Below are 24,651 nucleotides of genomic sequence, written 5' to 3'. Positions count from 1 at the left end.
ACAAATATATTAAAATATATAATCGATCGTAAAATCTTTAACAGCATTAGGATCAAAAGATAAAAATTATTTGATTAATTGCATTATTTTGCATTATTTACTTAAAAAACAAAATAATTGGAAAAATATTGCACTAATATTTAATATTTAAATATATTTGTACAATAACCATAAATAAACCTAATAATTATGAAAAAATTATTGCAGATTTCTTTATTGTTTTTTTTGGTGCAACTTACGTTTGCGCAAACAAAAACAATTTCTGGAACTATTAAAAACAGTTCAGACGGATTTCCAATACCTGGAGCTACAATTCTGATTAAAGGCACTACTAAAAGTAGTGTCACAGATATGGACGGTAAATTTCAAATAAGCGCATCATCATCTGATGTTTTAGTAATTAGTTATATGGGTTTTACGACCAAAGAAGTAACAGTTACATCACAATCAAGCATCAACGTATCGCTTGTAGAGAGCAGCTTGAACTTGGATGAGATCGTGATAGTGGGTTTTGCTTCGCAAAAGAAAGCAAATTTAACTGGTGCTGTTGCTAAAGTAGATGTTGAAAGAGTTCTTGGAAGTAGACCTGTAACTGATATTACTAAAGCTTTGCAGGGAACAACGCCTGGGCTAAATATTTCCTTTAACTCAGGAAACATTGGAAAATCATCAAACATTAACATTAGAGGTGCAGGAACTATTGTGAATGGTACAGTAACTGGGTCTCCATTGATATTAGTTGATGGCGTTCCTTCAGATATGTCACTTCTCAATCCTGAAGATGTAGCCTCAATGTCTGTTCTTAAAGACGCAGCCTCAGCCTCGATTTACGGCGCTCGCGCAGCTTTTGGAGTGATATTAATTACTACCAAAAATGGAAAAGATGCAAAAGGTAAAGTTAAATTTGCCTACAGCAATAATTACGGATGGAGTAATCCTATTTCGTTGATAGAATTTAATGATCCTACTGTCGAACTTCCAGCTATGATTCAAGCACAAGCTAGAGCTGGAAATGCTAATCCAGAATCTTTTGGAATGAATTATAAAACCTTACTTCCTGGAATCATAAATTGGCAACAAAAATATGCTTCTACTAGAAGCAGTAATGACAAAAATATGATTTTAGGAGAGGATTTTGACGTAATAGGTGGAAAAGAATACTTTTATAGAGTCTGGGACCCACATAAAGAAATGCTAAAGAAAAATGCTATTACATCTTTTCATAATTTCTCAGCACAAGGCTCATTAGGTGATAAAAGCTCATTTATTGTTTCTTTAGGAGTTTCAGATCAAGAGGGTGTTATGAACATTAGTACTGAAAATAATAAACGAATTAACCTTAATATGGGTATGAGTACTCAATTAACAGACTGGCTTTCAGGAGATTTTAAAATATTATCATCAATTCAAGAATACAAATCGCCATTTAATTATTATAACAGCGGATTAGACACTCCTGGAAACGGTTATTTTGGTTATTATATGCGTTGGGGATCGTATTTTCCTTATGGAACATATAAAGGAATTTCGTTCAGACATGCACCGGGTTACATGAATAATGCATCTATGAATAAAAGAGTTGAGAATGATATGCGAATCAATGCAAAATTAACAGCACAAGTTACAAAAGACTTTAATATTATTGGTGAATATAGTATAAACAATAACTATTTGACTAATAAAATTAATGGTGGTCAAATTCCGCTTTGGGACTGGTGGACTGGAGCTGGAGATTTAGTTTCTGGAATTCCGACTATGATGGAACCTGGTAATGACTTTGTCGCTCAAGCTAAATCTTCATACACTATAAATGTCGCTAACCTTTACGCTAATTATTCCAAAACTTTAAATAGTGTACACAATATCAAGGTTTTGGGTGGATTAAATAGTGAATGGCAGTCATTCGAACGAACTTATGCACGCAGAAATACTCTTTTAGATAAAAACAAACCAGAATTTAATCTAGCTATTGGAGATCAATTTACATCCCCATTATCCTCTAATTCGACTTTAAACCCAGGTTTGTCTGAATATGCAATTGCAGGATTTTTTGCACGTGCTAATTATGACTACGATGGGAGATATTTATTAGAAGTAAATGCACGATATGATGGTTCATCTAAATTTCCAACACAAGAACAATGGGGATTTTTTCCATCGGCATCAGCTGGTTATAGAATTTCAAATGAAAAATTTATGCAAGGTACTCGAGGCTGGTTGAATGACTTAAAAATAAGAGCATCAATTGGTTCGATTGGAAACCAAAATATTGCTAATAATGCATTTTTGCCAGTTATGACAAGTTCTAATCCATTTTGGCTAGGAAGTGGATCAACAGTTCCACCATCAGTATCTTTGCCTAATAATGTAGATGCAAACTTAACTTGGGAAAAAGTTACAACACAAGACATCGGTTTAGATGTAAGAGTTTTGAATATGTTGGGATTGACATTTGATTATTATCAAAGAGATACAAAAGGAGTTTTATCTCCAGGTAAAACACTTCCGGGTTCATTTGGACAATCTGCTGCCAATACTAATTCTGGGAATCTACGGACCAAAGGTTGGGAATTAGGTATTAATTTCAATAAAGATCTAAGTAAAGATATAGCTGTCTATGCTGATTTAACATTATCAGATTACACCACAGAGGTAACAGAATGGAATAATTCATCGAAATTATTAGGATCTTTTTATGCGGGACAAAAAATTGGAGAAATTTGGGGCTTAACTACTGATAGACTTATTCAAAATACTGATAATGTGGATGCTACAGGATTGATAATAAATGGTGTCGATTTTAAAGATATACGAGCTGGAGCCTTCAAATATGGTGCTGGGGATGTACTTTACAAAGATATTAACGGAGATTTAAAAATATCAAGAGGAAAGGGAACTGCTGACGAACCAGGAGATTTAAGTGTAATAGGAAACACAACTCCACGATATCAATATGGTATTCGCCTAGGTGGTAATTTATATGGCTTTGATATAGATGCCTTTTTTCAAGGAGTTGGAGAGCGTCAGTATTGGGCTACTTCAGACTTAGTATTACCTTTTTACAGCAGAACTGACGCAATGTATGCTAACATGAATGATTATTGGACTCCTGATAATACGAATGCATATTATCCTAATCCTTTTCCTAAGCATGACACTAATGCCTTTGGAGCTTATGCACCAGGTTCTAACAATTTTGTTGCACAATCACGATATTTATTAAACATGTCTTATCTAAGATTGAAAAGTCTAACTGTTGGTTACACGCTTTCTAAGGATTTAAGTAAAAGAATAGGTGTAGATAAAATAAGACCTTACATATCTGGTTTTAACTTAATAACTTTTAAAGACAAAAATTTACCTGTTGATCCAGAAATTAATGACTCTGAAGCAACTTGGGGTAGAACTTTTCCTTATTCAAAAACATGGTCTGTAGGTCTTCAACTTGCATTTTAAAAAAAATATAAACTAATAGAAAATGAGAAAATTAATAAAATACCCTAAGGTAAAGCTATCGGTCCTTGCTATAATCACGGCAGGTTTATCATTTAGCTGCTCGGATTTTTTAGATACACCTCCAAAAGATTTGTTCACTGACAGTAACTATTGGACTTCTGAAAACAATGTACGAACATTCTCCTGGTTAAACTATGATACTTTTTTAGGATACGGAAATAATGCAGGAACAACAGCAGACTTTTATTTTCATAATTCATCAAATTTTGATGATAACCTTAATATGAACGTTTTCACAACTTTTGCTACCACAGCTAATGCAACAAATTCTAGCTGGAACTCTTATTATACTCTAATACGTCGTTGTAACTTAATGTTGCAGAGAATACCAGCAGTACCGATGGATGATGTGAAAAAAAACCATTATTTAGGAGTTGCTAAATTTTTTAGAGCATACACTTACTTCCGTTTAACGCAAGATTTTGGTGACGTACCCTACACGGACGTTTATTTAGATCAAAACGATGTAAATGTATATAAACCGGCTTTAAATAGGAATGAAGTAATAGATAATGTCATTAAGGATTTAGAGGAAGCAGCTACTTTAATGTTGCCTATTGATGATAAAAATATTACCGTAAATAAATTTACCGCTTACGCGCTTCTCAGTAGAGTATGTTTATATGAAGGCACGAACAGGAAATATATTTCCTCTCAAGCAGGAGGTATTTATCTTCAAAAAGCTAAAGATGCTTCTCTGGCGGTCATGAATAATTCAGCATACAAATTAAATTCTGATTGGAAATCACTATATAATTCAATTGAACTTCTTGGAAATACTGAGGTTATCTTAGCAAAAAGATACCTTCGAGGAGTTTTAGGAAATTCAATTCAAGCATACACCAATACTTCTACTGTACAAAGCGGGCTATCAAAATTTGCTGCAGAAAGCTACACCACAATTAATGGCTTGCCAATAAAACAAGTTGGCGGCAATAGCCAATTTCTAGGAGATAATACTATTACAAATGTGTTCGCAAATAGAGATCCTCGTTTTGCAAAAGCTTTTGGAAATGTTGATTATGCGTATTCTGATAAACCACTCAATGGTTTAACATCTATCACTGGTTATATATTCCAATTATACAATACTCCTGCTGCCACAGGCACTGAGGTTACAACAATTGGACAAAATCAAATAGATGCACCAATATTTACATTGAGCGAAGTATATCTAAATTATGCTGAAGCTTGTGCCGAACTAGGTACCGCCACAAGTACAGATCTTAATTTATCGATAAACAAAGTGAGAACTCGCGCAGGTATTGCAATTTTGACAACTGATGGTTCAAATGCACTTGTGGGTGGAGTTCAAATTAATGATCCGCAACGAACTTCTAGCTTGGAACAAATTTCTGGCGCGGTAAATCCACTTATTTGGGAAATCCGTCGCGAACGAAGACTAGAATTTATGAGCTGGACGAGTCTAAGAAAAGCTGATATTTTACGTTGGAAAAAAGGAGATTATCTTGACGGCGCTAAAAATCCCGATGTTTTATTAGGAGCAAGAATACCATCTCTAATAGGAACGGCCTCTAAAACAAAAGTAAATGCAGACGGCTACGTAATTCCTTACACTGTTTCAAGAACATTCATTTCTCCTAAAAACTATCTATCTGCAATTCCTACTAACGATATCAGTCTGTATCTTGCAGAGGGTGTTGAATTAAAACAAAATCCAGGTTGGTAATAAAAACAATAATATAATAAACTAACTAGCTCTAGAATCTTAAAACTAGAGCTAGTATTATAAAAGCTTGATAGGCTATAAATAGCTTTAAACCAAATTTAGTAGATAGTCACAATCTGTTTAATTTTAATTTAAACTCGATTATTGCATTTCTCTTCAAATAACTCGAAAATAACAATCGATTAAAGTATTGTTTATATTATTTTTGAAAAATTGCTACATCCAACAATTTAACTCTCCTTTAAAATAATGAAACTCATAAAAAAAAGTATGGTTCTGGCGTTTTCTCTATTTTTCATTGGAGTGTATTGTAATTCTTTACCTTTTTTATTAAAAAAATCAAATGTGAAGTTTACTCTAACACCAATAATAACCGGTACGGATAATTACGAAAAATACTTACCCCTTTTAAAAAATAAAAAAGTAGGTATAGTCACGAATCAAACTGGAATTTTAACTGATAAAACCCATTTGGTAGATTTTCTTTTAGTAAAAAAAATAAATATAAAAACAATTTTTGCGCCTGAACATGGATTTCGGGGCACTGCTGATGCAGGCGAAGCTATAGTAGATGGCAAAGATCTAAAAACTGGACTGCCTATAATTTCACTATACGGAGACAATAAAAAACCCAAAATAGCACAATTAGCAACTATAGATATTATGGTTTTCGATTTACAAGATGTTGGTGCTCGTTTCTACACCTATATTTCTTCACTACATTACGTTATGGAAGCTTGTGCTGAAAATGGAATTCCTTTACTTATTCTAGATAGACCCAATCCTAATGGCAACATTATAGATGGTCCACTTTTAGAAAAAGAATTTACCAGTTTCGTGGGTATGCATCCTATTCCTATTTTACATGGAATGACTATCGGTGAGTATGGGAAAATGATTAATGGTCAAAAATGGTTAAAAAATGGCGCACAATGCAAACTAACTGTTGTACCCTGTATCAACTATGATCGCAAAATGGAGTACAATATTCTTATTAAACCATCTCCTAATTTACCAAACGATCAATCTATTAATCTTTACGCTAGTTTATGCCTATTTGAAGGCACGACTGTTAGCGTAGGTCGAGGCACAGAGACGCAATTCCAAATTTTTGGTTCTCCTTTTTTAAGTAAAGAAAAATTTGATTTTAGTTTTACTCCAAAACCAAATTTTGGTGCGAAAGACCCAATGCACAATGGAATAGTATGCTTTGGCGAAGACTTAACATCTTACAAAAAACTACATCAATTAGAGCTTAAATGGTTGATAAAAGCGTACCAGAACACGACTGAAAAAACAGAATTCTTTAATAGTTTTTTTACAAAACTTGCTGGAACGAGAAAGCTACAAACTCAAATTGAAAGCGGAGTATCAGAGGGCAAAATTAGACAAAGCTGGCAGAAAGATTTAACTGCTTTTAAAAAAATGCGTTCCAAATATTTGATTTATTAGTACAATAATTAATTAAAGCTCTTTCACCACCTAAATAGTATAAAAATGGCAAAAAACAATCCCGATACAGAAAAAGAATCGCTTTATGCAAACCTCGAAAAAATGAGTACCGAAGAAATACTCATGGGAATTAATGCAGAAGATAAAAAAGTATCAAGCGTGATCAAAAAACAAATACCAAATATTGAAAAACTGGTAGATGCAGTTGTACTAAAAATGAAACACGGTGGAAGGTTGTTTTATATTGGAGCTGGAACATCGGGAAGAATTGGCATTTTAGATGCATCAGAATGTCCTCCAACTTTTGGAGTGCCACATGATTTAGTGATTGGTATTATTGCTGGTGGCGATTATGCCATTAGAAAAGCCGTTGAGAATGCTGAGGACGACTTCAATCAAGCTTGGCATGATTTACAAAAACACGATATTACAAATGCTGATTTTGTAATAGGTATTGCTGCATCAGGAAATACACCTTACGTAATAGGTGGTTTAAAAATGGCTCGTGAAAATAACATAAGTACTGGGAGTATTTCATGTAATAGCGATAGCCTGATTTCAAAAGAAGCTGATTTTCCAATCGAAATTGTTGTAGGTCCGGAATTTCTCACTGGGAGCACAAGAATGAAAGCTGGAACCTCTCAAAAATTAGTTTTAAATATGATCAGTACATCAGTTATGATTAAACTTGGGAAAGTGTACGGAAATAAAATGATTGATATGCAATTGTCTAACAAAAAATTAGTTCAAAGAGGAGTTGAAATGATTGTAGAAGAACTACAAATTGATGAAAAATTAGCATCTGAATTATTAAACAAACATAAAAGCGTTAGAGCTGTTTTATTAGCGGAAAATAAAAATTTAGCAAATTAAAGTATAGCGAAACTTCTAATTTTAGTACTAGTAATCCAATAATCTCATTAAATGGCACCAAGCGCAATATTAATTCTTATCCTAGTTTATTTTGGAGTACTATTCTATATTTCACACAGGGTAAGCAAAAAGGATGACGGAAATGAAGCGTTTTTTACTGCTAATAAAAATTCAAAATGGTATTTAGTTGCTTTTGGAATGATAGGAACTGCTCTCTCTGGGGTGACTTTTATTTCAGTTCCTGGTGAAGTTGGTGCCGCAAGTGGTGAACAATTTAAATACTTTCAGTTCATTTTAGGTAATGCAATTGGTTTTATAATAATCACAAAGTTATTATTGCCATTGTATTACAGAATGAATTTAACTTCGATCTACAGTTATATCGAGCAAAGAATGGGGTTTTATAGTTATAAAACGGCTGCTTCTATTTTTTTGATTAGTAGAACGATAAGCTCTGCTTTTAGATTGTATTTGGTTGTTATCGTTTTGCAACGTTACGTTTTTGATTATTACGGAATTCCCTTCGCTATGACGGTTTTAATCTCCTTACTTTTAATTTTTTCGTATACGTATAGAGGCGGACTTAAAACGATCATAATTACAGATACTTTACAAACGTTTTTCTTAGTAACATCCGTTTTCCTCACCATTTATTTTATTTGCGACAGCATGAATTTAGGTGTTGTAACGGCGTTTGAAGAAATTAAAAACAGTAATTATTCAAAAATATTTTTCTTTGATGATTTCTTAGGAAGCAAATTTCATTTTGTGAAACAAATCATTGGAGGAATATTTGTTACTATCGCCATGACAGGATTAGATCAAGATTTGATGCAAAAAAATCTAAGTTGTAAAAATATTGGCGAAGCACAAAAAAACATGTTTACTTTCACTGGAATTTTTGTGGTTATCAACATATTTTTCCTTAGTGTAGGCGCATTACTTTATATTTATGCCAATAAAAACGGAATTGCAGTTCCAATTGATTTGATCACGGGAAAACCGCGAACGGATTTACTTTTTCCTGAGATAGCGCTAAATCACCTTTCAATAATTCCAGCAATTGTATTTTTACTTGGAATTATTGCTGCTACATTTGCCACTACTGATTCTGCTTTGACTGCATTAACGACTTCATTTTGTGTTGACTTTCTAGGAATGGATAAAGCTGAGAATCAAAATAAGAAAAATACAATAAGAACGAGACATCTTGTGCATCTAAGCTTTTCAGCTTTGATCTTTTTAGTTATCCTTGTCTTTAATTCTATTAATGATAGCTCTGTGGTAGGCATGATTTTTAGAGTTGCCTCCTACACTTATGGACCGCTATTAGGTTTATATGCTTTTGGGTTATTTCAAAAAACAAGAAATGTGAATGATAAATTTGTGCCTGTGATCTGTTTGTTATCTCCTCTATTTACCTATTTATTAAATGATTACTCATCAATTTTATTTGGTGGATACGTCTTTGACAATGAATTAATAGTTGTTAATGGATTGATAACTTACATAGGATTACTGATTACTAGTTCTCACAGCACAGAAAAAATAATTTTTTAGTCCCTAGAATAACTAGTAATAAAGAAGAAACCGTACGTTTTTGTGAAAAATAATCGTTCCCTTACCAATTGAATACAATTAAAAAAATGAAAAAATATTATCTACAAATCATGTTTTATACAATAATTGCCTTTCTAATTGTAAATTGTGCGGTTGCAAAAAAAAGTAATACGGTTGCAACGTTAACTAGAGAAATTTTTACAGAAGATACTGCTACTTATAAAGCAATTAATAAATTAGATCGTAAAAAATTTATAAAAGATTCATCCGCAGAGACCTTGTGGGTAGACAGTATTTATGATAAGATGTCAGTACGAGAAAAACTTGGCCAGCTCTTTATGATTGCTGCATACTCTAACAAGGATTCTATTCATATTAATAAAACTAAAGCTTTAATTAAAGAGTATAATGTAGGCGGAATCCTTTTTTTTCAAGGTGGTCCAGTTCGACAAGCCCGATTAACAAACGAATATCAAGCGATTTCTAAAGTACCATTATTCGTAGCTATTGATGCTGAATGGGGCTTAAGCATGAGATTAGATTCTACTTATGTATTTCCGTGGAATATGACACTTGGGGCGATTCAAGAATTAGATTTAATTGAAAAAGTAGGTAAACAAATGGGCGCTGAAAGCAAAAGAATGGGAATTCATTTCAATTTTTCGCCTGTAATTGATATAAATACGAATCCTCAAAATCCTATTATTGGTAATCGTTCCTTTGGCGAAAGCAAAACAAACGTAAGCAGCAAAGCAATTGCTTTAATGAAGGGAGTTCAAGCTCAAAATGTTTTTAGTACAGGCAAACATTTTCCTGGTCATGGCGACACATCCACTGATTCACATTACACATTACCATTAGTCAATTTTTCAAAAGAGCGTCTTGATATGGTTGAATTATATCCCTATAAACGAATGTTTGATGAAGGATTAGCGTCAGTAATGGTGGGTCATCTTAATATTCCAAGTTTAGAGTCTAAAGAAAACATTCCATCATCAGCTTCTTATAATGTGGTTACTTCTGTGCTCCAAACTCAATTAGGCTTTGAAGGCTTAATTTTTACAGACGGTTTAGCGATGAAAGGTGCCACTAATTTTAAAGGAGCAGGCGATTTAGAATTGGCCGTGCTCTTAGCTGGAAATGACATTCTTCTCGCTCCAGAAAACGTTCCTGCTAGCTTTGAAAAATTGCTATCCTATTATAATGAAGGTATTCTCACGGAAGAACGTCTGGCATTTTCGGTAAAAAAAATAATAAAATACAAATTTAAAGTTGGATTAAATAAATACCATCCTATTGAAATTACTAATCTAATCACGGATATAAATCCCTCTCAAAACGAGGCGATCCACTATAAATTATATGAGAACGCAATTACAGTATTGAAAAACAACGAAGAAATTCTTCCCATTAAAAATTTAAATCAAAAAATTGCTGTCGTAAAATTAGGCGATTCTGACAATAGCAGTTTTGTCTCCACTTTAAAAAAATATACAGAAGTTACGGAGGTTTCAAATACAAATATTGATAGTTTAAATGCCGAATTAAAAAAATATGACATTGTGATTTTGAGTTTTCACAAAGAGAATAAAACATGGGCAAAGCAAGATTTTAGCGAACTAGAATTAATGTGGCTACAGCAAATTGCAAAAGAAAACAAAGTGATCCTGGACATTTTTACAAAACCATATACATTACTTCCAGTAAATAATTTTGATGATATTGAAGGCTTAGTGGTTTCCTACCAAAACTCAGATATAAGCCAAGTAGTTTCAGCAGAATTATTATTTGGAGCTATTGGAGCCATAGGAAAGTTACCAGTATCAATCAACAACTCATTCAAAGTGAACGACGGTTTAGCAACTGTTAAATTAAACCGACTGGGTTTTACAACACCTGAAAATGAAGATATGGATCCGTTAATTTTATCTAAAATTGATAGTATTGCACAAAAAGCAATTAATGATAAAATGACGCCAGGAATGCAGGTTTTAGTAGCTCGAAGAGGAAATGTTATCTTTCAAAAATCTTATGGCCATTTCACTTATGACACTATAAAAAAAGTAACAAATGCAGATTTATATGATGTGGCATCAATTTCAAAAATGATATCAACACTACCAAATGTGATGCAATTATACGATCAGCACAAAGTAAATTTAGACACTAAACTAAAAAAGATGGTGCCTGTTTTTGCAAAAACTGACAAAGAAAATATCAGTTTCAAGGATTTATTGACGCATTACGCAGGACTACAAGCATGGATTCCGTTTTACAAAGCAACTTTAAATAGCGACAACACACCTATGGATAGGTATTATAGAAAAGTACCGAATCTACAATTTTCCACAAAAGTTGCTGATAATTTATACATCAGAAATGATTATCACGACACTATTATGAAAATCATTGTTAAAAGTCCATTGTCACTCAAAAAAGAATATAAATACAGCGATTTTACTTTTATAATCTTAAAAGAATTTTTAGAAAGAAAAACAAAACAGCCGCTTGAAGTTTTAAGTCAGAAAAACTTTTACAACTCGCTAGGTATGAACAACACCTTATACAATCCATTAGATAAATTTGATAAAAATAAAATCGTTCCATCAGAAATAGATACCTACTTCCGTCAGCAAGTAGTGCAAGTTTATGTACATGACATGGCGGCAGCAATGGAAGGCGGAGTTGCTGGTCATGCCGGAATATTCTCAAATGCAATGGATGTTGCTAAAATGATGCAACTTTTTTTACAAAAAGGTAATTATGGCGGGAAAAGCTATTTTTCTGAAGAAACCTTTAATGTATTTAATACTTCGCATTACGCAGCTCAAGGGGTTCAGAGAGGTTTGGGATTTGATAAAAGAGTTGAAAAAGAGGGTCCAACTTGTGGCTGCGTTTCCGAAACTAGTTTTGGGCATACTGGTTTCACTGGTAATATTGCCTGGGTAGACCCAAAAACAGAAATAGTTTATGTTTTTCTTTCCAATAGGACATATCCCGAAGTAACAGCCGAAGGAAATAAGTTATCAAAAGAAAATATTAGAGAGGACATTCAACAAATTATACAAGATGCAATAATAAAATAAGAGATTTAGAGACTTTAAAAGGTAATTATCAAACCACAAAATATGCTTCCATTTGCATTTAAGATGCAATTTGGTTTCACTTTGAAATTATTGAAGCTTTCGTAAGCATGCAGTACAGTTTATGCAAAAATGAAGTAAATTAAAATAAAAGAATAGAAAATTTAAATATAAAAGTTTAGAATTCTACCTAAAATACTAATTGACTATGAATTCAAATCTAGAATCACTTTACAAAATTGCGCAAAAACCAATGCGAACGATAATTGGACTTATGTCTGGAACTTCTCTCGATGGTTTGGATGTGGCTTTATGCCAAATTTCAGGGTCTGGCGAAAATACTACAGTGCAATTGCTTCAATTTGAAACCGTTGACTACACTCAGGATGTGAAAGTAGAAATTAGATCTGTATTTGCGAAACAAACGATTGATTTTCAAAAACTAGTTTTATTAAATGAGTGGATAGGTATTCTTCATGCGGATATGATTTTGAAATGTTTACACCAATGGGGAATTGCTGCAGAAAAAATCGATCTTATAGCATCACACGGTCAAACTGTTTATCATGCGCCAAAGATTTTACACCAGCAAGAAAAATTTCCCAATGCTACTTTACAAATTGGCGATGGTGATCATATTGCTGTGAAAACAGGAATTATAACCCTCTCTGATTTTCGACAAAAGCATCTTGCGGCAGGAGGCGAAGGCGCACCACTCGCTGTTTATGGAGATTATTTTCTATTTTCTAAAAAAGGAGAAAATCGCATCATGCTCAACATTGGCGGTATAGCTAATTTCACCTATTTACCCTCAAATATAAATCCAGAAGAAGTTTTTGTAACTGATACAGGAACTGGGAACACTTTAATTGATGCTTTCACCAAACTTACTTTTCCAGAAAAATCATTTGATAAAGATGCTGAAATTGCAAAAAGTGGAACTATCAATCAAGAGCTTCTGACAAGTTTAAAATCTAATTCATTTTTCAGTGCACCATTTCCTAAAACGACAGGGCCTGAACTTTTTAACACTGAATATGTGCTAAATGCGCAAGCAAATACTAATACTCAAGAAATTTCTATCGCTGATTTACTAGCAACTTTAACCCGCTTTAGTGCAGAAACAATTGCAGAAGCAATCAAGAATACGATTAATAACACCAATTACTTAATTGAAAATTTTACTATTTATTTATCAGGCGGTGGCGCACACAATCCTTTATTGATAAACTGGTTGAAGGAGTTATTGCCTTGTCATTTTTTAAAAACAGATGATTTAGGGATTTCAGGTGACGCCAAGGAAGCCATTCTATTTGCCATTTTAGCAAATGAAACTGTGTGTGGAGGCAATTCTGATTTTGGAACTCGAAAAGGGATTCCGTCAGTATCAATGGGGAAAATATCATTCCCAAATTAGAAAATAATTACTAAAAAACTAATTAAAACATAATGCAAAGAGAACGTTTACTATCGCTCGATGTTTTTAGGGGATTTACCATTCTGCTGATGACAATTGTAAATAATCCAGGTAGTTGGGCACACATTTATCCGCCCTTAGAACACGCAGAATGGCATGGCTGTACTCCCACTGATCTGGTATTTCCTTTTTTTATTTTTATCATGGGAACCGCAATTCCATTTGCAATGCCAATAAAACAGTTAGATTTTGCTGTTTTCAATAAAATTCTGGTTCGCTCATTTCGCATTTTTTGTTTGGGATTATTTTTAAATTTCTTTAGTAAAATAGAAGTCTTTTCATTAGAAGGAATTTCGCTACTGTTAGTTAGACTACTGATCACTTTTGCAGTGGCTTATGCACTTTTAGGAAATTTCACTTTGAGAATTAAAACCTATCTCACTTTTCTAATTTTCAGTATTTTAATTTTTTTGGCCTATAGCGGTATTGCAGCATTCAATGAAGTGCGAATTCCAGGTGTTTTACAACGAATAGGTATTGTGTACTTCTTTGCTTCACTACTCTATTTAACATCAAATCTTAAGACACAAATTATTGTAGCTGCTTCGATCTTACTAGTTTATTGGTGCTTAATGACACTGATACCTGTTCCAGGATTTGGAGAAGCAAATTTTGATAAAGCAACAAATCTTGCAGCATGGCTCGATAACTTAGTACTGAATGGACATTTGTGGGCATCATCAAAAACTTGGGATCCAGAGGGAATTCTTAGTACTTTGCCCGCAATTGCAACAGGTATTTTGGGAATGTTTGCTGGCCAAATCTTAAATTTGCCTATTCCAAAACTTGATATTGTAAAAAAAATGATCTTTGTTGGCATTGGTTTAGTCATTCTAGGACTACTTTGGAATACTGTTTTCCCCATCAATAAAGCGCTCTGGACAAGCTCCTATTCTGTTTATACAGCTGGAATTGCAACATTGTGTTTAACAATTCTTTACTATATTATCGATTTATCGAACTATAAAAAATGGACAAAATTATTTCTAATCTGGGGCGTGAATCCAATGATTGTGTTTTTCTTTTCCGGAATAATCCCCAGAGCCTTGAGTGCTATAAAAATTAAAAGTCCAATCGTGGGAGAGGAAAATATTAGTCTTCAAACATTTATTTATGAATTTAATATTGTTCCACTTTTTTCCAACCCTTTAAATGCGTCGGTTTTTTATGCTGTTTCCTATGCTGTTTTTTGGTCTTTCATTTTATGGATTTTATATAGAAATAAATTATTCTTTAAAGTTTAAAACAAGCAATGGCAAACCGATTTCTTTTTTTATAAAAATTAATTATTCTGGCAAACAAATTGCAAATTAAAATTTGATCAATCATTAAGTGATTAGATTACACTAAAAAAACTATTTTTGAGGACTCAACTAAACAACATGTTAATGAAAAATTATAAGTACAGCGCATTACTACTATGCTTTCTAATAATCTCATTTTTGAAAATAAATGCTCAGGAGCTTGTAAAACATCCAAAAACCGAATTCAGAGGGGTTTGGATTGCAACAGTTGTAAATATCGATTGGCCAAAAACAAGTAAAGACAGTGTTGCAAAACAAAAGGCCGATTATATTGAAATTCTAGATACGTATCAAAAGCTGAATTACAATGCAGTAATTGTGCAAATTCGCAGTGTTGGCGATGCTTTTTACCCAACTAAATTAGCTCCTTGGTCAAAATACCTAACTGGAAAAGAAGGAAAAGCGCCCACACCTTATTATGATCCACTGGAATGGATGATCAATGAAGCGCACCGCCGCAGTTTTGAATTTCATGCATGGATGAATCCATATCGTGCTACTATGGATTATAACACTGCTAATTTAAGTCCTGAACATGATTTTTTTAAGTATCCGGAATGGATGATCAAATACGGTGGGAAATATTATTACAACCCAGCTTTACCAGAAGTTCAAAAACATTTATTAACAATTGTAGATGAAGTGGTGCAAAATTATGATATTGACGCCATGCATTTTGATGATTACTTTTATCCCTATAAAGTAGCTGGAGAAAAATTTAATGATACCGCTTCTTTTGAAAAATATGGAAAAGGAATGAGTATAGGCGATTGGAGACGCAACAATGTCAATACTTTCGTAAAAGACGTTTCCGTTTCTATTAAAAATTTAAAACCTTGGGTGCAATTTGGAATAAGTCCGTTTGGAGTTTGGAGGAATAAATCAGTAGATCCACGAGGATCTGATACTGAAGCAGGTCAAACTAATTATGATGATTTATATGCTGATCCCTTGGCGTGGATGGATAATAAATGGATTGACTATTTAGTACCACAGTTGTATTGGAGTATGGATCATCCTAAAGCTTCCTATTCTAAATTACTAAAATGGTGGTCTGAGAATTCTAAAAATACGGCGATTTACATAGGAAATGGAACTTATAAGGTTAACGCAGACTCCGATAAACGATGGAATAATCCCCTTGAAATTCCAAATCAAATTGACATTACTAGAACGTACAAAAATGTTCAAGGAAATGCGTATTTCAGTGCAAAAGGGTTTGTTAATAAAAATCAAAAAGTAACAAAATTACTTAGCGAAAATCAATATAAATATCCGGCCCTTCCGCCGGTTGTGCCAGCCGCAGTGAAAATTATGGTGATTGTTCCCACAGTTAGCAACTTGATGGTTGATCCAATTTCTACTAGATTTTCGGTAAAAAGTCCAATGTATAGCAAAATACGATACATTATGGTTTACGCATCCTCATTTGGTTTGCCAATTGACATTACAAACCCAAGCCAGATCATAGAAAAAGTCGCTTATGAATCTAACAGTGATACCGCAGAAATTGTAATTCCAGCCTATAAACTTAACAGCAACACTTCTGTCGCAATTACATTTATTGATTATTTCGGTAACGAAAGTGAAGCAACAATTGTAGATTTAAAACAATAATTTCAAATTAGAATAAGCAATTTAAATGAAAGCAGATAACAGACCCTGGTATTGGATTCCCGTATTAAATTTTGCATCTGGTTTCCCTTATGTAATTATCATTTCGGTTTCGGTGCTGATGTACAAAAACTTAGGAATTAGTAATGAAGATATTGGCTTTTACACCAGTTGGCTTTACTTGCCGTGGGTCATAAAACCACTATGGAGTCCATTTATTGATTTATATGGGACAAAGCGAAATTGGTTTATAGCGATGCAACTACTTATTTCAATTGCCTTTTTAATAGTTGGATTTATTATTCCTACAAGTCATTTTTTCATTTTAAGTTTAGCCGTTTTTTGGGTCGCTGCTTTTGCATCAGCTTCTAATGATGTTGCTAGTGATGGTTTTTATATGCTTGCTTTAGAAAAAGAGCAACAATCTTTTTTCTTAGGAATTCGTAGCACTTTTTATAGAGCTTCAATGCTTACTGGCAATGGTCTAATTATTTTATTAGCAGGATATTTAGAACATCGTTTTGGTAATAATCAGCAAGCATGGTCTTACACAATGATTTTCGTAGGTGTTGTAATGACCATTTTAACTGTTTATAATTACTTTGCTACACCAAAAGCAGAATTGCCAATTGCAGTGGGACAAGAAGAGGAAAAAAATTTTAGTAAAGTGTTCATCAGTTTTTTCAAAAAAAAACAAATCGTATTGATTCTATCTTTCATTCTGTTGTTTCGTTTAGGAGAGTCGCAATTGCTAAAAATGTTGACCCCATTTCTAGTAGACCCAATTAATCAGGGCGGCATGGGATTACAAACAGAAGATGTTGGAATTATTTACGGAACTTTTGGACTTATCGCACTCACAATTGGCGGAATTTTAGGCGGAATCGCAATATCACGCGATGGCTTAGGGAAATGGATGTTACCGATGATTTTAGCAATGCACTTGCCAATTATTGGATTCGTTTTACTATCTCACTTTCATCCTAGTTCTGTAATTTATATTTATTTGACAGTTATTGCGGAGCAATTTGGTTACGGTTTTGGTTTTGCTGCTTTTATGATGTATTTAATTTATGTTGCTGATGGCGAATCAAAAACATCTCATTACTCTATTGCAACAGGATTTATGGCACTTGGAATGATGCTCCCTGGAATGGTAAGCGGTTATATTCAAGAATATTTGGGATATGGCAATTTCTTTATTTGGGTATTTATCGCAACAATTCCCGGTTTGATATTATCTCGATTTTTACTATTTCCGAAGGACTTTGGGAAGAAGACAACCTAAAATATTTACGTCAGGATTCATACAGAAACTTAACCGAACATTTATAAATTATTTTAAAAGGGTATAATCTGCGAATCTGCGGTGAAAATTTTCCAAGCTTTATTTGATACTAGAAAACTAAAAAATGACATTAGAACAAAAAATAGGGCAATTTTTCTTTCCCGCAGTATTTATCAACGACACAGAGGAAAACATTAAAGCAACTGAAAAATTAATCAAAGAGTACAACATTGGCGGACTCACTTTTTTTCATAGCAGAGCGTCTGCTGCTACAAATTATGAAACGAAGAAAAAAGTTGTTTTTAATGATGAAAGCTATCAGCGTTTAAAGGAACTGATTGTCCGGTACCAAAAATGTGCTCCTACTCCACTGTTGATGAGTATTGATGCCGAGTGGGGCTTAGCGATGCGCGTTGAAAAAACGCCACAATATCCCTATGCAATTACATTAGGCGCTTTGCCTGAGTCAAAGTCTCATTTAGTTTATGAAGTAGGAAAACAAATTGGTTATGATTTAAAATCTGTAGGAATTCATTACAATCTAGCACCATTAGCAGATATCAATAATAATCCTAATAATCCTGTGATTGGCTATCGTTCTTTTGGCGAAAGCAAAGAAAAAGTAAGCATTTTTGCATTAGAATATTTAAGAGGAATGAATGATGTGGGCGTTTTAGGATGTCTAAAACATTTTCCAGGCCATGGAAATACTAATGTTGATTCGCATTTAGGTTTACCAATTTTAGAAGAAAATTTAGAGCAATTATTAGCAAACGAGCTAGTTCCATTCATAAAAGGAGTTGAAAATAATGTTGACTCAATAATGATAGGTCACTTAGCAGTTCCTACTTTAAATGATGGTCAAAACACTTCGGCTACCTTGTCAAAGTCCATAATAGAAACGCTTTTGCGAAAGCAATTGGGTTATAAAGGACTAATAATTTCTGATGCTTTAAACATGAGAAGCGTTTCTGATTTGTATATTAAAAAAGGACAATTAGAATGGGAGGCTTTCAATGCCGGTAATGATGTTCTTTGTTTTGCTGAACATGTACCCGAAGGTATTCAGGAAATACTCGTTAATGCAACCGCAGAGAGAATTGAAGAAAGCTACAATCGAATTGTAGCGTGTAAACAAAAAGTTGGATTACTCAATTATGAAGCTGCTGTGAAATCAATGTCAGAGTGTGAATTCGATTTCAAGAAGACTTCAAATTTAAATGCTAAAATTGCTAAAGCTTCCATTACTAAAATCATCGATAATGGTATTACTGAAAAAGTATTTAGTGCCAAAGCTACTAATAAGCTTGCCAAATTAAGTTTCTATAAAAACACTGATAACTTGTTTTTCAAATTCTTAAAAAAAGATTTGCCTTCACCAGAGTTCAGTTATCAAGGTGACAAAAAACAAGATCTGGAAGAATTAGAGAAAAACCTTCAAGAATATGATACTTTACTAATAGCATTGTTTGTCCCCAAAGCAAAGCCACTAAATAATTTTGATATAGACTTTGAAGTTCTTGCTTTTCTAGAAAAAATATTAGGAAGCAAAAATTGTATTCTATACGTTTTTGGCAATCCGTATTCACTACAAATAATTCCAAACTTGAAATCAGCTACAGGAGTCATACAAGTTTACCAAGATTTTGATGAATTTCAGCACATGGCGAGCCAGCAGCTGATCAACAATTCAAATTGTGAGGGAACTTTTCCCGTATCGATTAAAAACCTATAATTTTTTCACCCGAGATCAAGTGAATATTTGTGTCTATTCAAATTCCAAAATAATTGAATTTTAAGCCGAATTGAATTAGAACAAGTATTTATATCTACTATCAAAAACTATTTTTAAAAAAAGTCAAATCCCATTTTGACACAAACACTTTAGGCTGGTAGCCACTTTTTTATTTATATTGCAAGCTGAAATAAAAAAGAATGGATATAAAAATTAACAGAAACAAAGAATTATCAATAGGAGAAGCTTTAATTCCTGTTGCTGCATTAATAATCATGCTTGGCTTCAACGTTTATGTTTATGGAGATGCAGCTTTGAGCGGTAGTAACCAGTTTGTTTTACTTTTAGGAGCCGCTGTTGCAGCAATAGTTGGTTTTTTTAACAAGATTACATTCCATAAAATGATGGAAGAAGTAGCTAACAATATTAAGTCGACCTCTGGCGCAATTTTAATTTTACTCATGGTTGGAGCTTTGGCTGGCACCTGGTTAGTTAGCGGAATTATTCCTTCCATGATTTATTACGGTCTGCAAATTCTAAGTCCTGCAATATTTTTACCAGCTACATTAATTATTTGTTCAATTATTTCAATTGCAACTGGAAGCTCTTGGACAACTAGTGCGACTGTAGGTATTGCATTAATTGGTGTAGGTGGTGCACTAGGTTTTGATTTGGGAATGGTTGCGGGAGCGGTCATCTCCGGGGCTTACTTTGGAGATAAACTTTCTCCTATGTCAGACACAACGAATCTTGCTCCTGCAATGGCTGGAACTGATTTGTTTACTCATATTAGATATATGACAATGACCACGATTCCAACGTACATTATCACGCTAATTATATTTATAATACTTGGTTTATCTGTTGATATAAAAGGTGATGTAAATATTGCAGCTTTACTAACTGATATCGAAGCTTCTTTTACAATTTCGCCTTGGCTGTTTGCAGTTCCAGTAATTGTGATAGGATTGATTGTTAAAAAAACAGAGCCTTTGATAGCACTATTAATTGGTACTTTATTAGCAGGTATTTTTGCGCTTATATTTCAACCACACATTATAAACCAGATTGCTGGTGTCGAACACATGACGATTCAGTCCGCTTATAAAGGTGTTATGAATGCCATAACGATTGATGTTATTGTACCTACAGAAAATAAAACGTTAACATCTCTTTTTACTTCGGGCGGCATGCAAAAAATGCTGGGAACTATCTGGTTGATTCTATGTGCGATGGTTTTTGGTGGAATTATGGATGCAATAGGTGCGCTAGCAAGAATTAGTCAGGCATTACTCAAATTAGCTCATTCTACTTTCGGTTTATTTGCTGCGACAGTGGGCAGTTGTTTAGCACTTAATATCACAGCATCCGATCAGTACTTAGCCATTGTAGTTCCAGGTAAAATGTTTGCAAAAGCATATAAAGATAAAGGTCTTGCTCCCGAAAATTTAAGTAGGACTCTTGAAGATTCTGGAACAGTTTCTTCCGTATTGATACCGTGGAATACTTGTGGAGCTTATCATGCAGGAACTTTAGGTGTTTCCACTTTAGATTATTTACCGTACGCTTTCTTCAACATTATTAGTCCATTTATGACTTTGATTTTTGCTGCATTTAATATTAAAATCAGAGAATTAGTAACAGAAATCAAAAATTAAAACTTTGTAGTTATATTTTGGGTTTCTTAGATAATAAAAAGGTGCGATTCTTATAATCTATCGCAAGGACATAATATTCTTTAAATATGAAATCTTTCAACTAGATAATCTGATAGGTCATTAATAATCGTAATTAAATCAATTACAAAAGGCTATTATAGTTAAAACTTATGATTTAATAAAAACTAATAATTAATATCAATGAAAAACCCGTTAATTAGTAGTAGGTTTGTAATGATCAATTTAATGTAAACAAAAACAAATAGATATGGAACTTTCAAATGATTTAAGTAAATGTCCTTTTAGTCAAAAGGAAAAGGTATCAAATCCTGCAATTACAAACCAGCATTGGTGGCCAAAAGCACTCAATTTAGATATTCTTAGTCAGCATGATACAAAAACTAATCCACTTGGAAATGATTTTAATTATGCTGAAGAATTTAAGAAACTAGATTTAGAAGTTTTGAAAAATGACCTTAAAACCTTAATGACTGACAGCCAAGTTTGGTGGCCTGCTGATTGGGGTCATTACGGAGGATTAATGATTCGTTTAGCGTGGCACTCGGCAGGAACTTACAGAGTTTCTGATGGACGTGGCGGAAGTAACACTGGTAATCAACGTTTTGCACCAATTAATAGTTGGCCAGATAATGGAAATTTAGATAAGGCTCGAAGATTGCTTTGGCCAATAAAAAAGAAATACGGTAATAAAATTTCATGGGCTGATTTGATTATTTTAGCTGGAAACATGGCCTATGAGTCAATGGGATTTAAAACTTTTGGTTTTGCTGGCGGTCGTGAAGACATTTGGCATCCAGAAAAAGATGTGAGTTGGGGGAACGAGACAGAGTGGCTTGCAAAGTCAGGAAGTGAAGGATCTCGTTACTCTGGAGAGAGAGACTTAGATCATAAATTAGCTGCTGTTATGATGGGATTAGTTTATGTAAATCCAGAGGGAGTTGATGGGCAACCTGATCCTTTGCGAACAGCGCACGACGTTCGAATCACATTCAAACGTATGGCTATGAATGATGAAGAAACTGTTGCACTAACAGCCGGCGGTCATACCGTAGGGAAAGCACATGGAAATGGAGATGCTTCACTACTTACTAAAGAGCCGGAAGCTAGTGAATTTGAAACTCAAGGTTTTGGTTGGATGAATCCAAAAAATAATGGCAACGGTGCCGATACAATAACAAGTGGATTGGAGGGGTCATGGACTACTAACCCAACACGCTGGGATGATGAATATTTTCATTTATTACTTAATTATGATTGGGAACTACAAAAAAGTCCAGCTGGAGCTTGGCAGTGGGAACCAATTAATATTAAAGAAGAGGACAAACCTTTAGATGCATTTGACCCCTCAAAAAGAAACAATCCTATTATGACTGATGCCGATATGGCTATGAAAATGGATCCTATTTATAGAGAGATATCAGAGCGTTTCCATAAAGACCAAGCATATTTTGACGATGTTTTTGCTAGAGCATGGTTTAAATTGACGCATAGAGATTTAGGTCCAAAAAATAGATATTTAGGTGCTGATGTTCCGGATGAAGTATTAATTTGGCAAGATCCAATTCCTGCAGTTGATTATACTTTATCAGAATCAGAAATTGAAGATTTAAAATCAAAAATAATTAATAGCGGTTTAACAAGAACAGATTTAATCAATACGGCTTGGGATAGTGCCAGAACTTTTAGAGGTTCGGATTTACGTGGAGGCGCTAATGGAGCAAGAATCCAGTTGGCTCCGCAAAACGATTGGATTGGAAATGAGCCAGAACGTCTTAAAAAAGTGCTTGCGACTTTCAATCAAATTCAAGATGGATTGAGTAAAAAAGTTTCTATTGCTGATTTAATCGTTTTAGGTGGAAATGCTGCTATCGAAAAAGCTATTCAAGACGCCGGATTTGATGTGAAAGTTCCATTCCAATCAGGACGAGGTGACGCAACAGCTGAAATGACAGATGCAGAGTCGTTCGAAGATTTAGAACCACACGCTGACGGTTTTAGAAATTTCTATAAAGTTGAAAACACAGTAAATCCAGAAGAATTATTATTAGATAGAGCACAATTATTAGGGTTAACTGCTCCACAAATGACAGTACTGATTGGTGGAATGCGCGTTCTAGGAACAAATTACAAGGGTTCAAAAGAAGGCGTATTTACTAATAATGAAGGAGTTTTGACTAACGATTTCTTTGTAAATCTTACGGACATGAATTACAGTTGGAAACCAGTTTCGGAAAATTTATATAATATTGTTGACAGGAAAAGCGGTGTAACCAAATGGACTGCCACTAGAGCTGATTTAGTTTTTGGATCTAATTCAATTTTGAGATCTTATGCCGAAGTTTATGCTCAGGATGATAACAAAGAAAAATTTGTTAAAGATTTTGTAAAAGCATGGACAAAGGTTATGAATAACGATCGTTTTGATATCAAATCGAATTAATCATTTACTTACTTATAACTCAAAAATCCACTTTTATCAAGTGGATTTTTGCTTTAAAACAATTTTCATGAAAAAGAATTCATTTTATTTTACCATAATGTTTTTCTATGATTTTATAAGTAAATAACATAAATAACTATGATAAAACCTCTTTTTGTGACGTAATTTTGCACTGTGAAAATTAATAACATTTAAATATAAAAAATATGTCTTTAGTAGGAAAAAAATTCCCAAGTATTGCCGTTGACGCCATTTCAGAAATGGGCGATAATTTAAAAATTAATATTTTTGATGAGGCGGTAAATAACAACAAAAAAGTGCTTTTATTTTGGTACCCAAAAGATTTTACATTTGTTTGCCCAACTGAACTACACGCTTTTCAAGCTGCATTACCTGAATTTGAAAAAAGAAATACAATTGTAATTGGTGCTTCTTGCGATACTAATGAAGTTCACTTTGCATGGTTAAATACTGCAAAAAATAATGGAGGAATTGAAGGAGTTACCTATCCAATTCTTGCAGATACAAATAGAAACTTATCTAACATTTTAGGTATTCTTGACATTGATTCAACTGAATATTCTGAAGAAACGGATTCTATTATTGTAGAAGGTTCAAATGTAACTTTCAGAGCTACATACTTAATTGATGAGACTGGAAAAATTTTCCATGAAAGTGTAAATGACATGCCATTAGGTCGTAACGTAAACGAATATTTACGTATGGTTGATGCTTACACTCACATACAAGAAAAAGGTGAAGTTTGTCCTGCAAACTGGGAAGCTGGTAAAGAAGCGATGAGTGCTGATAGAAATAGTACTGCAGAATACTTAAGCATGAACTAAAAAACAAAATTTAAAATTCCGAATTCCAAAAAAACTTTTATACTGTAAATTTGGAATTTGGAATTTATAAAACTTGAAATTTAGAACAGTAATTT

14 protein-coding genes are annotated in these 24,651 nt (G+C 33.6%); all 14 read left to right on the top strand.

Translation table 11 applies throughout. The features are described from left to right. Positions 1-189 precede the first annotated feature (189 nt). The 14 genes from BUA99_RS12050 to BUA99_RS11985 all read left to right on the top strand — a co-directional run bounded on the left by BUA99_RS12050 (position 190) and on the right by BUA99_RS11985 (position 24,556). Complete coding sequence (locus tag BUA99_RS12050) at positions 190-3,456, top strand: SusC/RagA family TonB-linked outer membrane protein (RefSeq protein ID WP_072992636.1); 3,267 nt, start codon at positions 190-192, stop codon at positions 3,454-3,456. A gap of 22 nt (positions 3,457-3,478) precedes the next feature. Further along, entirely contained in the window at positions 3,479-5,206 is a 1,728-nt protein-coding gene (locus tag BUA99_RS12045; RefSeq protein WP_072992634.1) for a RagB/SusD family nutrient uptake outer membrane protein, read from the top strand. Positions 5,207-5,455: 249 nt separating this feature from the next. Then, the gene (locus BUA99_RS12040) at positions 5,456-6,658 is read left to right on the top strand and encodes an exo-beta-N-acetylmuramidase NamZ family protein (RefSeq protein WP_084673544.1); all 1,203 of its coding nucleotides are present in this window, start codon (positions 5,456-5,458) and stop codon (positions 6,656-6,658) included. Positions 6,659-6,703: 45 nt separating this feature from the next. Next, positions 6,704-7,531 carry an N-acetylmuramic acid 6-phosphate etherase gene (gene murQ, locus BUA99_RS12035; RefSeq protein WP_072992627.1) on the top strand — a complete coding sequence of 276 codons (828 nt, stop codon included), beginning with the start codon at positions 6,704-6,706 and terminating at the stop codon, positions 7,529-7,531. Positions 7,532-7,582: 51 nt separating this feature from the next. Then, positions 7,583-9,091, top strand: a complete 1,509-nt coding sequence (locus tag BUA99_RS12030; protein ID WP_072992625.1) for a sodium:solute symporter — start codon at positions 7,583-7,585, stop codon at positions 9,089-9,091. An 86-nt stretch (positions 9,092-9,177) separates the two neighbouring features. Beyond that, complete coding sequence (locus BUA99_RS12025; RefSeq protein WP_072992777.1) at positions 9,178-12,177, top strand: serine hydrolase domain-containing protein; 3,000 nt, start codon at positions 9,178-9,180, stop codon at positions 12,175-12,177. A gap of 205 nt (positions 12,178-12,382) precedes the next feature. After that, positions 12,383-13,591 carry an anhydro-N-acetylmuramic acid kinase gene (locus tag BUA99_RS12020; RefSeq protein ID WP_072992623.1) on the top strand — a complete coding sequence of 403 codons (1,209 nt, stop codon included), beginning with the start codon at positions 12,383-12,385 and terminating at the stop codon, positions 13,589-13,591. Positions 13,592-13,623: 32 nt separating this feature from the next. After that, positions 13,624-14,895: an acyltransferase family protein gene (locus BUA99_RS12015; protein ID WP_072992620.1), complete on the top strand. Its 1,272-nt coding sequence runs from the start codon at positions 13,624-13,626 to the stop codon at positions 14,893-14,895. A gap of 144 nt (positions 14,896-15,039) precedes the next feature. Then, entirely contained in the window at positions 15,040-16,572 is a 1,533-nt protein-coding gene (locus BUA99_RS12010; protein ID WP_072992774.1) for a glycoside hydrolase family 10-like protein, read from the top strand. A 25-nt stretch (positions 16,573-16,597) separates the two neighbouring features. Then, positions 16,598-17,857 (top strand): MFS transporter, encoded by a 1,260-nt coding sequence (locus BUA99_RS12005; protein WP_072992618.1) that lies wholly within the window; start codon positions 16,598-16,600, stop codon positions 17,855-17,857. A 124-nt stretch (positions 17,858-17,981) separates the two neighbouring features. After that, the gene (locus tag BUA99_RS12000) at positions 17,982-19,592 is read left to right on the top strand and encodes a glycoside hydrolase family 3 protein (protein WP_072992615.1); all 1,611 of its coding nucleotides are present in this window, start codon (positions 17,982-17,984) and stop codon (positions 19,590-19,592) included. Positions 19,593-19,792: 200 nt separating this feature from the next. Further along, complete coding sequence (gene nhaC / locus BUA99_RS11995) at positions 19,793-21,250, top strand: Na+/H+ antiporter NhaC (RefSeq protein WP_072992612.1); 1,458 nt, start codon at positions 19,793-19,795, stop codon at positions 21,248-21,250. A gap of 268 nt (positions 21,251-21,518) precedes the next feature. Next, complete coding sequence (gene katG, locus BUA99_RS11990) at positions 21,519-23,711, top strand: catalase/peroxidase HPI (protein ID WP_072992610.1); 2,193 nt, start codon at positions 21,519-21,521, stop codon at positions 23,709-23,711. A gap of 206 nt (positions 23,712-23,917) precedes the next feature. Beyond that, entirely contained in the window at positions 23,918-24,556 is a 639-nt protein-coding gene (locus tag BUA99_RS11985) for a peroxiredoxin (RefSeq protein WP_072992607.1), read from the top strand. Positions 24,557-24,651 lie beyond the last annotated feature (95 nt).

This window comes from Flavobacterium segetis, from assembly GCF_900129575.1.
GTDB classification, from domain to species: Bacteria; Bacteroidota; Bacteroidia; order Flavobacteriales; family Flavobacteriaceae; genus Flavobacterium; species Flavobacterium segetis.
Note: the sequence above shows the minus strand (reverse complement) of the source record. Positions and strands in the feature narration are given on the sequence as shown.